This is a genomic window from Ramlibacter sp. (assembly GCF_013697775.1).
Lineage (GTDB): Bacteria > Pseudomonadota > Gammaproteobacteria > Burkholderiales > Burkholderiaceae_C > Ramlibacter.
Genome location: NZ_JACCWG010000332.1, coordinates 1 through 12,097, shown reverse-complemented (window position 1 = coordinate 12,097; position 12,097 = coordinate 1). Strand labels below are relative to the sequence as shown.

Sequence of the window (12,097 nt, the reverse complement as noted above, 5' to 3'; positions counted from 1 at the left end):
GCTCCGCTCAGACAGCGCCCGCGAGTATGAGGACAAAGCGCGCAAGCGCGCCCGGCTCCGGACCGAACAGACCAGCCGCCCCAGAAATCGCCCACACCGGGCACCACGCGCCGCGACAGGTCGCGATGTCGCGCTCGTCACGGAAGTCAAATCCATCTCCGCGCGCCTACACATCCCTGCAAAGGCGCGTGCGGGCGGGCTGCGGCGCGCAGTTGGGCATGGCGCCTGCGGTGGATGGGAGCGAGGCTGGCGCGCTTCAGCGCGCTTCGTTGACTGACTCGCGGCGGCTGTCTGAGCGGAGCGCCGCTTGCGGCGCGCAGCGAGTTCCGCCGCGCAGCCTTGCTCCCATCCACCGCAGGTCTGCCCGCGCCTTCAGGCGCGGGACGCCATGTCCGCGCGCCGCAGCCCGCCCGCACGCGCCTTTGCCGCGAGGTACTTGCAGAAAACGGTAAACTAGTTTATGATAACCACACAAACAACCACACCGGAAGAGAAGAGAACCATGTGGACCGCCACCTACAGCAAGAAGGCCCCCGGCCTCACCGCAGCCCAAGTCTGGAAAGTCTGGTCCGACGTCGACCAGTGGCACACCTGGCAGGACGACATCGAGCACGCAAAAATGCTGGGCGACTTCAAGACCGGCAGCAAGTTCGCCTTCAAACCCAAGGGCGGCCCGAACCTCACGCTGGAACTCACCGAGGTCCGCCCCGGTGAATCGTTCACCGACCTCACGCGCTTTCCGCTGGCCCGCATGTACGACGCGCACGACCTCGTGGACACCGAGGACGGCGTTGAGATCAAGCTGCACATGCGCCTGGAAGGACCGCTCTCCTTCCTGTGGCGCAAGCTGGTCGCCGAGGACGTGGCCAAGGGCTTCGCCGCGCAGACCGATGCGCTGATCGCCAAAGTGCGCAATGGTTGACAAGGAGGGTTCGCCTTTCAAGCACAAGAAGGCGGACGACAGCGCGGGTTTCCTGCTGTGGAAGATCACCGCGCTGTGGCAACAGCGGCTAGGCGGTGTACTGGGCGAACTCGGCATCACGCAGACGCAGTACGCCATCATGGCGTCGCTGCGCTGGTTCGAGGAACAGGGCGAGCCGCCGACGCAGACCCATCTGGTTGCGCACGCACGCATCGACAAGATGACCTTGTCCAAGGCGATCCGCCGCCTGGAGGAAGACAGCTTGCTGCTGCGCGAGACCTCGCCCGACGACAGCCGCGCCGTCAGCGTGCGCTTCACGGCCAAGGGCCGCAAGCTGGTGCAGAAGGCCGTGGTGGCAATCGAGTCGGCCGACGACGCGTTCTTCTCGTGCCTGCCGCCGCGCCTGCTGGGCGACTACAAGGCGCTGACGCTGCGCCTCATTGCGGGCAACACCGGCACGGCGTGAGCGGCAGCCTCAGGCGAGCGCGCCGAGCGCCTGCTCCAGGTCGGCGCGCAGGTCTTCCGCGGCCTCCAGGCCGATGGAGAAGCGCACCAGGCCGCCCTTGTGCTTCCAGTTCGCGCCGCGCATCGCGGGAATGTCGTAGGGCACGACCAGGCTCACCGGGCCGGCCCAGGAAAAACCCAGCTTGAACAGCCGCAGCCGGTCGCAGAACGCATCGACCTGCGGCTGCTGATAACGCTCGTGCAGCACGATGGAAAACAGGCCGGCGGCCAGGCCATCGTCGCCGCACAGCGCGCGCCAGTGTTCGTGCCCCGGCGCGCCTTCGAACGCCGGATGCAGCACTTGCGCCACCTCGGGCCGCACCTGCAGCCAGGCGGCGAGCTGCCGCGCGACCTGGTCGTGCGCGCGGTAGCGCACGTCGATGCTGGGCAGCGCGCGCAGCACCGCTTCCACGTCGTTGCCGCCCACGCCGAAGCCCAGGCGCATGTGCGTGAGCTTCAGCTGGACGTGCAGCGCCTCGTCGCGCGTGACCACGCTGCCCATCAACACGTCGCCGCCGCCGCTCGGGTACTTGGTCAGCGCCTGCACCACGATGTCGGCGCCGCTGCCAGGCACCAAGCGCTCGCCGCGCCCCAGGTCGAAACCGTTGAAGGCAATCCCCGCGCCCCAGGTGTTGTCCAGGGCGGTGGTGACGCCGCGCTCGCGGCAGACCTGCGCCAGGTGCGCCAGCGGCGGGAACTCCATGGTCACCGAACCGGGCGCTTCCAGCCACACCAGCTTGGTGGCCGGGCCGATCATCGCCTGCAGCGCGGCCGGGTCCATCGGGTCGTAGAAGCGGTGGCCGATGCCCCAGTTCTGCAGCTCGCCCTCGGCCAGGGCCTTGCTCGGACCGTACACGTTGGCCGGCAGCAGCACCTCGTCGCCGGTCTTCAGCAGCGACAGGTTGACGTTGGCGATCGCCGCGAGCCCGCTGGGCGTCAGCAGGCACTGGCGCCCGCCCTCCAGCGTGGCGATGCGCTCTTCCAGCATGAAGGTGGTCGGCGTGCCGTGCAGACCGTAGGTGTAGCCGGTCTTCTGCCGCCAGTCGCGTGCCCGCAGGGCGGCGACGTTGGGAAAGAGGACGGTGGAGGCCTTGAAGACGCCCGGCTGCGGGGCGGCGAAGCCGGCGGGCGGCTGGTAGGGATGGTGGATGAGATCTGTAACCTGTGCGCTCATCCGGCCATCGTACACGCGCTCAGATCTTCCACTTCTCCAGCAGCTTTTCCGGGCCCATGCTGTCGTACAGCTCGAAGGGCTGGTGGATCCACGGATTGGTCGGCAGGAACTCGACCGAATAGTCCGGCGTGAAGGCCGACAGGCCCTTGGTCCAGATCACCGCCGTGCGCAGTTCGGTGATCGGTGCGTACTTGTTGCGCAGCAGATCCACCACCTGGTGCAGCGTGTGGCCGGAGTCGGCCAGGTCGTCCACCAGCAGCACGCGGCCGGCGATCTCGCCCCGGGGCGTGGTGATGTAGCGCGCGATGTCCAGGTGCCCTTGCACCGTGCCGGCCTCGGCGCGGTAGGAACTGGTGGACATGATGGCCAGCGGCTTGTCGAAGATGCGCGACAGCATGTCGCCGGGGCGCATGCCGCCGCGTGCCAGGCACAGGATGGTGTCGAACTCCCAGCCCGACTGGTGCACCTTGATCGCCAGCTTCTCGATCAGGTTGTGGTACTCGTCGTAGCTCACATACAGGTGCTTGCCGTCTTCCGTCAGCATCATCGAAGTCTCCGTCCTCGTTGCGTGTTCTCAGCCGGCCAGGTAGGGATGCCGCTGCATGATCGTGTGATCGCGGTCCGGGCTCGTCGAAATGATATCGACGGGCACGCCCGTCACCTGCTCGATGCGCTGCAGGTACAAACGCGCATTGACAGGCAGCTGCTCGTATTGCGTCACGCCCACCGTCGATTCGCTCCAGCCGTCCATGGTCTCGTACACGGGGTTGCAGCGCGAGATTTCGTCGGCGCCCATCGGCAGGATGTCGGTGTACTGGCCGTCCAGCTCGTAGCCGGTGCACAGCTTCAGCTCCTTCAACCCGTCCAGCACGTCCAGCTTGGTGATGCACAAACCCGACAGGCCGTTGACCTGCGCGCTGCGCTTGAGCAACGCCGCGTCGAACCAGCCGCAGCGGCGCGAGCGGCCGGTGGTCACGCCCTTTTCCGCGCCAACGGTCGACAGGTGGTAGCCCACGGTGCCGGGCGTCTGCCAGTCCAGCTCGGTCGGGAACGGGCCGCCGCCCACGCGCGTGCAGTACGCCTTGGTGATGCCCAGGATGTAGTGCAGCATGCCCGGCCCGACACCGGCGCCGGCCGAGGCGTTGCCGGCCACGCAGTTGCTGGAGGTGACGTACGGATAGGTGCCATGGTCCACGTCCAGCAGCGTGCCCTGCGCGCCCTCGAACAGCAGGTTGTCGCCGCGGATGTGCGCTTCGTTCAGCTCGCGCGACACGTCGGCCATCATCGGCTTGAGTTGTTCGGCCTGCTGCATGGATTCGTCGAACACCGCCTGGAAGTCCACCGGCTGGGCGTGCAGGTAGTTGGCGAGCACGAAGTTGTGCAGGTCCAGCAGTTCCTTGAGCTTGGCAGCGAAGCGCTCGGGGTGGCGCAGGTCCTGCACCCGCAGCGCGCGCCGCGCGATCTTGTCCTCGTACGCCGGCCCGATGCCGCGGCCGGTGGTGCCGATCTTCTCGGTGCCGCCCTTTTCGCGCGCCGCCTCGCGCGCGATGTCCAGCGCCGCGTGGATCGGCAGGATCAGCGGGCAGGCCTCGCTGATGCGCAGGCGTCCGCGCACCTCCACGCCGGCCTTCTCCAGCCCCTCGATCTCCTCCAGCAGCTTGGTGGGCGACAGCACCACGCCGTTGCCGATGTAGCACTTCACGCCCGGGCGCATGATGCCGCTGGGGAGCAGGTGCAGCGCGGTTTTCACGCCGTTGATCACCAGCGTGTGGCCGGCGTTGTGGCCGCCCTGGAAGCGCACCACGCCCTGCGCCATCTCGGTCAGCCAGTCGACCAGCTTGCCCTTGCCCTCGTCGCCCCACTGGGTGCCGACCACGACCACGTTGCGGCCCTTCGTCTTCGTCATGACTTCGCTTTGAAAAGAGAGAAAAAGGAGAAAGAAAGAGAGACTGCCGTTGCGGATCAGGCGGCGCGCACGACCCAGCGGCCGGCCTGCTGGGCCAGTTCGCGGTCGCAGTGGAATTCGTCCACGTCGCTTTCGTGGCCCGGCAGCACGCACACCACGATCTCGCCCTGGCGCCGCAGCGCGGCCACTGCCGCGCGCAGCGACGCCGCGTCGGCGCCGGTGTCCAGCCAGGGCGCCCGGACGGCGGCCCGGCGCGGGCGCGCCGCGGCAACGCCCACCAGTTCCTTCATGTCCAGGCTGAAGCCCACCGCCGGCCGGTTGCGGCCGAACACCGCGCCCACCTCGTCGTAGCGGCCGCCGCGCGCCAGCGCGTCGCTCACGCCGGGCGTGTAGATGCCGAAGCGCGCGCCGGTGTAGTACGCATAGCCGCGCAGGTCGGCCAGGTCGACGCTGACCCTGGCGCCGTCCACGTGCGCGGCCAGCCACTTCAGCTGCGCCAGCGCATCGCGCACCGCGGGCGCATCGGGCAGGACGCGCTGCGCCTCGTGCAGCACCTTGGCGTCGCCGTACAGGCCGAGCAATGCGGCCAGGCCTTCGCGCGCCGGCGCGGGAAAGTTGCGGGTGATGGCCGCCAGCTCCGACGCGTCCTTGGTGGCGAGCGCGCCGTGCAGGCGCGCCAGCACGCCGGCCTCCACCGGCACGCCGGCCAGCAGCGCGCGCACGATGCGCGCATCGGCCAGGTCCACGGTGAGGGACTCCACCTGCGCGGCGCGCAGGCAGTCCAGCGCCAGCATCAAGGCCTCCAGGTCGGCTTCGCCGCCGGCGTGGCCGTAGATCTCGGCGCCGAACTGCAGCGGCTCGCGCGTGGCGTAGGGGCGGCCCGGGCGGGTGTGCAGCACGGGGCCGCAGTAGCACAGGCGGGTGACGCCGGGGCGGTTGAGAAGGTGCGCGTCGATGCGGGCGACCTGCGGCGTGCTGTCGGCGCGCAGGCCCATCATGCGGCCGGACAGCTGGTCCACCAGCTTGAAGGTCTGCAGGTCGAGCGCCTCGCCGGTGCCGGTGAGCAGCGACTCCAGGTGTTCCAGCAGCGGCGGCATCACCAGCTCGTAGCCATAGCCGCGGGCGGTGTCCAGCAGCTCGCGCCGCAATTCTTCGATGTGCCGTGCCTCGGAAGGCAGAACGTCGGCGATGTGATCCGGCAGGACCCAGGCGGACATGGGTTTTGGCAGGCTGTTAAAACCGTGATTCTACGCGGGGCCGCCAACGCCCCTGCCGAGCCGCGCGCGGGCTCAGCGCTTGATGGTGAACGCGCCGAACATCTGCTCGGCCTGCTTTTGCATCTGTTCCTGCATCTTCTCGAACATCGCCTTGGACTGCTCGGCGTAGTTGCCCATCATCCCCTGCACCATGGGGTTCTGCACGTTCATCAGCTGCGCCCATGTCTCGGGCGAGACGCTCTTGGACTGCTCGGCGAATTTGGCCTGCAGGTCGGTGAAGGCCTGCACGTTCTTTTCGAGATAACTGCCCATGAAGCCCTGCATCGCGTTGCCGTAGAAACGAATGATGTTGGCCAGCGCCGCCTCGCTGAACATGGGCGCGCCGCCGGCTTCTTCCTCCAGGATGATCTGCAGCATGATGCTGCGCGTGAGGTCGTCGTTGGTCTTGGCGTCGCGCACCACGAAGGCCTCGTTGTCCAACACCAGCTGCTTGACGTCGGCCAGCGTGATGTAGGTGGAAGTGTCGGTGTCGTAGAGCCGCCGGTTGGGATACTTCTTGATGACGCGCGGTTGCCCCGGGGTGGCCGGGTTGCTGGCTTTCTTGCTGGTCACGGAAGGGCTCCTGGCGCGCGGTGGAACCGCGTCTCTATGGTGTTGCAACGGATTCTAGGGAGGGGCCCGCCCGCCTCGCCCCTCGTTTACCCGCAACGCCCGGCCGCGCGCCGGGCAGCAAAAAGCCCGATATGAAGTGATTCATACCGGGCTTGTTTGGTAGGCGCGATTGGACTCGAACCAACGACCCCCACCATGTCAAGGTGGTGCTCTAACCAGCTGAGCTACGCGCCTGAGTTCGTTCGAGAGGCGGGATTGTAGCGCATCATCGCCGCCGCGCCCACCGCACGCCCTGCACCTGCGCCACCAGCCCCAGCACCTTGGCCAGGCGCGACGCGTCGGACACCTCCGCGGTGAACGTCATCCAGGCCGTGCCTTTCACGCTCTGCGTCTGCACGCCCACCACGTTCATCTTTTCCTTGGCGAACACTTCGGAGATGTCGCGCAGCAGGCCCTGGCGGTCGGCGGCTTCCACCGCCACGTCCACCGGGTAGACCGCGCCCTCTTCCTTCTTGGGCGTGCCCCACTGCACGTCGATCACGCGCTCGGGGTTGCGCGCCAGCATGTCGCGAAAGCTGCTGCAGTCCCTTCGGTGGATGCTGACGCCGCGCCCGCGCGTGACGAAGCCGCTGATCGCGTCCGGCGGCGCCGGCTTGCAGCAGCGCGCCAGCTGCGTCATGAGCGAATCCACGCCCACCACCAGCACGCCGCCCTTGGGCGACTTCTCGGGCGCGCGCGGCTTCTTCAACAGGAATTCGTCCTGCGTCAGCGGCTCGGCGGGCGGGTGCAGCACTGCCTCGATATTGCGCAGCGAGAACTCGTCCTTGCCGACCACTGCGAACAGGTCCTCGGCCGACTTGAATCCCAGCTGGCCGGCCAGGTCCTCCAGCTTGATGGCAGTGCGGCCTTCGCGCTGCAGCAGTTTTTCCACCGACTCGCGCCCGCGCGCCACGGTTTCGTGGCGCTGCTGCTCGTTGAACCAGGCGCGCACCTTGGCCTTGGCGCGGTGGCTGGCCAGGTAGCCCAGCTCGGAATTGAGCCAGTCGCGCGAGGGGCCGCCTTCGCGGGTGGCGACGATCTCCACCGTCTGGCCGTTGGCCAGCCGCGTGTTCAGCGGCACCATGGCGCCGTCCACCCGCGCGCCGCGGCAGCGGTGGCCCAGGCTGGTGTGCACCGTGTAGGCGAAGTCCACCGGCGTCGCGCCCTGCGGCAGCTCCACGATGGAGGCCTGCGGCGTCAGCACGTAGATGCGGTCCTCGAACAGCCCGTCGGAGGCGCCCGCCAGGTCGCGCTCCCAGGCCAGCAGCTGGCGCAGCACCGCGATCTTGGCGTCGTACCCGCCGCTGGCAGACACGCCGCTGTAGCCTTTGGCGCCAGCTTCCTTATAGGCCCAGTGCGCGGCGATGCCGTGCTCCGCGTGGTCGTGCATGGCCTGCGTGCGGATCTGGATCTCGATGGCGCGCCCGGCCTCGTCGCGCACCACGGTGTGCAGCGACTGGTAGCCGTTGGGCTTGGGCCGCGCGATGTAGTCGTCGAACTCCCGCGCGATGGGCGAGAAGCGCGAGTGCACCCAGGCCAGCGCGGCATAGCAGTCCTGCACCTGCGGCACGATCACGCGCAGCGCGCGGATGTCGAACACGCGCTCGAAGTCCAGCGACTTGCCGCGCATCTTCTTGACGATGCTGAAGATGTGCTTGGGCCGGCCCTGCACTTCCGCTGGCACGCCTTGCGCCTTGAGCTCGGCGGCCAGCTGCGCGCGCAGGCCGTCGACGTATGCCTCGCGCTCGATGCGCCGCTCGTCCAGCAGGCCGGCCACGTGCTTGTAGGTGTCCGGCTCCAGGAAGCGGAAGGCCAGGTCTTCCATCTCCCACTTCAGCTGCCAGATGCCCAGGCGGTTGGCCAGCGGCGCGAACACGTGCAGCGCCTCGCGCGCCATGCCGGGCGGGCACGGCAGCTTGGTGGCCGCGTAATGGCGCAGCGTCTGCAGGCGCGAGGCCAGCCGCAGCATCACCACGCGCAGGTCGCGCGAGAACGCCAGCAGCATCTTGCGCACGTTCTCGGTCTGCGCCTTGGAGTCGTCCTGCAGCCGCGCGGCCTCGTCGGCCAGGCGCGCCTGCTCCTGGATGCGCACCAGCTTGGTGGTTTCCGCGGCAAGGTCGGCGTAGCTTTCGCCGAAGGCCTTGGCGATGACGTCGTGCGGCTTGTTCAGGTGGCGGCTGGCGTACACCAGGTAGCTGGCCGCCTGCATCGCCTCGGAGCCGCCCATCGACTTGAGGATGGACGCCACCGCGTCGGCATGGGCCAGCGTGTTCTCGCCGGTGTCCAGCGTCTCGCCGGCGATCAGCGGTTCGGCGAAGGCGCGTGCGCGCGCCAGTGCGTGGGCCTGGTGCGGCAGCGCCTGCTCGGCCGCCGTCACCAGCTCGGGAACGGCCTGCGCTTCAGCCTGTTCCGCTGCGTGGCTTTTCATCAGGGGGTTCTTGTCTGAGCAGGAACGAGGCCACCGCCTCGACCTGATCGTCCGCGATCAGCGTGGGGGCATGCCCCACGCCCTCGAACTCGACCAGTCGGGCCTTCGGGCCGCGCTGCGCCATGGCCAGTGCCGTGTCTTGCGCCAGCAGGTCGGATTGCGCGCCGCGCAGCAGCAGCGTTTCGGCGCGGATCTGGTCGAAGTAATGCCAGGCGGCGGCCTGGCCCTGCCCGGCGGCTTCTTCGGTCATGGTGCGAAACGGCACGCCGATGTCCGGGTCGTAGTGCAGCGTGAGGCCGCCTTCGGGCAGCGTGCGCACCATCGGCGCGGAGAGCGCCAGCCACTGTTCGGGCGTGTGCGGCCCGAAGCTGCGCGACACCGTCCACATCGCGTCGGCGGCTTGCTGCAGCGACGCGAAATGCCCGGTGTTGCCCAGGTACTGCCCGATGCGCTGCAAGGCGCTCCACTGGATCACGGGGCCGACGTCGTTGAGCACCAGCCGGCGCACCGGCGCGGGCAGCGGCAGCTCGGGCGCGCCGGCCACCACCAGGCCGACCAGCCCGCCCATGCTGGTGCCGACCCAGTCCAGCATGCCGATGGGCGCTTCGGCGTGCAGCTGCCCGAGCAGGGCCAGCATGTCGGCCGCGTACGTCGGGATGCCGTAGCCCATGGGGTCGGCCAGCCAGTCGCTGCGCCCGCGCCCCACCACGTCAGGACAGACCACCCGCAGCGGCCGCGGCGAACGCGCGACCAGGGTCCGGGCCAGCACGTCGAAGTCGCGGCCCTGGCGCGACAAGCCGTGGACGCAGACCACTAGGTGCGGGGCCGCGGCATCGCCCCAGGACCAGTAGGCCATGCGGTGGCTTCCACCCGCGGGCTGCGCGCAGGTTACGTAATTCAGCGTAGGTTCCGCCATGGTGAAAAGCCCGATACTTCGTTCGATGCCGCCTGCCAAGATGGCCTCATCGTACCAACTCACCACCCACTGAAAGCGCAGACCCGCCCATGCTCAAAGGCAAGACCGCCCTCGTCACCGGCTCCACCAGCGGCATCGGCCTGGGAATCGCCCTGGCCCTGGCGCGGCAAGGCGCCAGCATCGTGCTCAACGGCTTCGGCGACACCGAAGGTCCCAAGGCCCAGGTGGAGGCGCTGGGTGTCAAGGCGGCCTACCACGGCGCCGACATGAGCAAGGCGGCGGAAATCGGGGACATGATGACGTTCTGCGCCGCCCAGTTCGGCCGCGTGGACATCCTGATCAACAATGCCGGCATCCAGCACGTGGCGCCGATCGAGTCGTTCCCGCCCGAGCGCTGGGACGCCATCATCGCCATCAACCTGACCAGCGCCTTCCACACCACGCGGCTCGCGCTGCCTGCGATGCAGCAGGCCAACTGGGGCCGCATCATCAACGTGGCCTCGACGCACGGCCTGGTGGCGTCGGCGCAGAAGTCGGCTTATGTGGCCTCCAAGCACGGCATCGTCGGCCTGACCAAGGTCACCGCACTGGAGAACGCCACCACCGGCATCACCTGCAACGCGATCTGCCCCGGCTGGGTGCTGACGCCGCTGGTGCAAAAGCAGGTGGACGCGCGTGCTTCCGAACAGGGCATTTCCAACGAGGAAGCCCAAAAGCAGCTGCTGGCGGAAAAAGAGCCGTCGCTGCAGTTCACCACGGCCGCGGAACTGGGTGAACTCGCGGTGTTCTTCTGCTCTCCCGCCGCCAACAACGTGCGGGGCGTGGCCTGGAACATGGACGGTGGTTGGGTGGCGCAGTAGCGCCTCACCCCAGCACCAGCTCCTCTGCCGGCGCGAAGACGAAGCGCCCGCGCGTCGCGTCGAAGTCGCAGCGCTCCACGATGCACGTGCGCGGCGCGCCGGCGGCGGGCGCCTTCCACTGGATCAGGTTGACCGAGTTGGGGATCCCGTGCCGCACGCGCGAGGACAACGCCGTGCCGGCCTGCACGCACCACATGCGGCGCGAAGCGGCCCAGGGCTGCTGCGACAGGTCCAGCACGTAGGGCAGGTGGATGTGGCCGCCCAGCACCAGGTCGGCGCCGGCATCGGCCCAGGCGCGGATCGCCGGGTCGGCGCCGTGCAGGCGGTCGGTCTCGTCCTGCGTGTTGGGCAGCGCGCAGGGCTGGTGCGTCACGACGATGCGCAGCTGGCCCGGCCGCGCATTGCGCAGCAGCGCGGCGACGCGTTCCACCTGCTCGGGCGACACCTCGCCGTCCTTGTGCCGCCCGGGCCGCGTGGTGTTGACGCCAATGGCGACGAAGTCGGCGCCCTGCAGCACCGGCTCCAGGTCGTGGCCAAAGGCGCGGATGTAGCCGCCGTACGGCTGCAGCGCGCGCGCGAACACGTTGAGCAGCGGAATGTCGTGGTTGCCGGGCAGCGCCATGCGGCGCGTGATGCCCAGCGACTCCACGAAGCGCGCGGCGGCGGCGAACTGCGCGCGCCGGGCGCGCTGCGTCACGTCGCCGCTGAAGATCAGCGCATCCGGCCGGCGGTCGCGCGCCAGCATGCGCAGCGCCTGCACCACCGGCGGCTGCTCGGTGCCGAAATGCGCGTCCGAGATGTGCAGCAGAAGACTCATGCCTGGCCCGCTGCCGGCAGCACCACCATCAGCGGCCGCGGCGCCACCGAGAAGCGCACCGGCGGCACCATCCATTGCACCTCGCCGTCGATGCCGACCTTCACGCGCCTGGCGTGCGGCGTCTGCACGTTGAGCGAGCGGAAGGTGAAGCTCTCCACCTCCTCGCTCTGGCCGAGGCGGCCGATCACGCCGCGGCCCATCAGCCGCCACTTGGCCCAGGGCCCGCCGGGGCGCACGGCCATCGCCGCCAGGCTGCCCTCTTCCACCTGCGCCAGCAGCTGCGGCGGCAGGCCGATGCGCTCCTGCTGCAAAGTGTTGGCGCCGACCACCAGCGTGGGGGTGTGGATGCGGCGCAATTCGCCGTCCTGCTCGACTTCCAGCATGAGCTTGCCATGCCAGCCCAGCACGGTGCGCATGCCCGCCAGCATCGCCACCCAGCGGCGACGGCCCATGCGCTGCTTGAAGGTCTCGCGGTCCTCCAGCAGCTGCGGATACAGCCCCATGCTGGCGTTGACCAGGAACAGCCGTTCGTTCACCAGGCCCACGCGCACCGGCCGCGGCGTGCCGGCCAGCAGCACCTGCACGCCCTGCTCCACATCCTGCGGCAGGCCGTGCTCGCGGCCGAAGAAGTTGAAGGTGCCCTGCGGCAGCACGCCCAGCGGGCAGCCGGCGTCGTGCGCGGCCTGCGCCGCGGCGCTCACC

12 protein-coding genes and 1 tRNA gene are annotated in these 12,097 nt (G+C 69.0%); 3 read left to right on the top strand and 10 right to left on the bottom strand.

The features are described from left to right. Nucleotides 1–502: 502 nt before the first annotated feature. Both H0U68_RS16820 and H0U68_RS16815 read left to right on the top strand, forming a co-directional pair. Nucleotides 503–922 (top strand): SRPBCC family protein, encoded by a 420-nt coding sequence (locus H0U68_RS16820; RefSeq protein ID WP_296357635.1) that lies wholly within the window; start codon nt 503–505, stop codon nt 920–922. Next, nucleotides 915–1,388 carry a MarR family transcriptional regulator gene (locus tag H0U68_RS16815; RefSeq protein WP_296357632.1) on the top strand — a complete coding sequence of 158 codons (474 nt, stop codon included), beginning with the start codon at nt 915–917 and terminating at the stop codon, nt 1,386–1,388. The genes H0U68_RS16820 and H0U68_RS16815 overlap by 8 nt, the downstream gene beginning before the upstream one ends. A 9-nt stretch (nt 1,389–1,397) precedes the next feature. On the opposite strand, the gene H0U68_RS16810 is transcribed toward H0U68_RS16815, so the two are convergent. The 8 genes from H0U68_RS16810 to H0U68_RS16775 form a co-directional block, all read right to left on the bottom strand. Next, a complete protein-coding gene (locus tag H0U68_RS16810; RefSeq protein WP_296357630.1) occupies nt 1,398–2,600 on the bottom strand; it encodes a PLP-dependent transferase in 1,203 nt (400 codons plus the stop codon). Nucleotides 2,601–2,619: 19 nt separating this feature from the next. Next, nucleotides 2,620–3,144 carry a phosphoribosyltransferase gene (locus H0U68_RS16805; RefSeq protein ID WP_296357637.1) on the bottom strand — a complete coding sequence of 175 codons (525 nt, stop codon included), beginning with the start codon at nt 3,142–3,144 and terminating at the stop codon, nt 2,620–2,622. A gap of 30 nt (nt 3,145–3,174) precedes the next feature. Then, nucleotides 3,175–4,506, bottom strand: a complete 1,332-nt coding sequence (locus H0U68_RS16800) for an adenylosuccinate synthase (RefSeq protein WP_296357628.1) — start codon at nt 4,504–4,506, stop codon at nt 3,175–3,177. A gap of 56 nt (nt 4,507–4,562) precedes the next feature. Next, the gene (locus H0U68_RS16795; protein WP_296357626.1) at nt 4,563–5,723 is read right to left on the bottom strand and encodes an ATP phosphoribosyltransferase regulatory subunit; all 1,161 of its coding nucleotides are present in this window, start codon (nt 5,721–5,723) and stop codon (nt 4,563–4,565) included. A 72-nt stretch (nt 5,724–5,795) separates the two neighbouring features. After that, complete coding sequence (phaR, locus tag H0U68_RS16790; protein ID WP_296357624.1) at nt 5,796–6,335, bottom strand: polyhydroxyalkanoate synthesis repressor PhaR; 540 nt, start codon at nt 6,333–6,335, stop codon at nt 5,796–5,798. A 157-nt stretch (nt 6,336–6,492) separates the two neighbouring features. Beyond that, nucleotides 6,493–6,569, bottom strand: a tRNA-Val gene (locus H0U68_RS16785). A 31-nt stretch (nt 6,570–6,600) separates the two neighbouring features. Continuing rightward, on the bottom strand, nt 6,601–8,802 hold the full coding sequence (locus H0U68_RS16780; RefSeq protein ID WP_296357621.1) for a bifunctional (p)ppGpp synthetase/guanosine-3',5'-bis(diphosphate) 3'-pyrophosphohydrolase: 2,202 nt from the start codon (nt 8,800–8,802) through the stop codon (nt 6,601–6,603). Next, nucleotides 8,774–9,718, bottom strand: coding sequence for an alpha/beta hydrolase (locus H0U68_RS16775; protein WP_296357619.1), 945 nt, complete (start codon nt 9,716–9,718; stop codon nt 8,774–8,776). Before H0U68_RS16775 ends, H0U68_RS16780 begins: the two co-directional genes overlap by 29 nt. An 89-nt stretch (nt 9,719–9,807) precedes the next feature. Here H0U68_RS16775 and H0U68_RS16770 point away from each other — a divergent pair, with 89 nt between their 5' ends. Next, a complete protein-coding gene (locus H0U68_RS16770; protein WP_296357617.1) occupies nt 9,808–10,578 on the top strand; it encodes a 3-hydroxybutyrate dehydrogenase in 771 nt (256 codons plus the stop codon). Between the two features lie 4 nt (nt 10,579–10,582). Here H0U68_RS16770 and H0U68_RS16765 read toward each other — a convergent pair whose 3' ends face one another. Next, nucleotides 10,583–11,395 (bottom strand): metallophosphoesterase, encoded by an 813-nt coding sequence (locus tag H0U68_RS16765; RefSeq protein WP_296357615.1) that lies wholly within the window; start codon nt 11,393–11,395, stop codon nt 10,583–10,585. Further along, nucleotides 11,392–12,097: diacylglycerol kinase family protein (locus H0U68_RS16760; RefSeq protein ID WP_296357613.1), on the bottom strand; the 706-nt coding region annotated here is incomplete at its 5' end. The genes H0U68_RS16765 and H0U68_RS16760, both read right to left, overlap by 4 nt.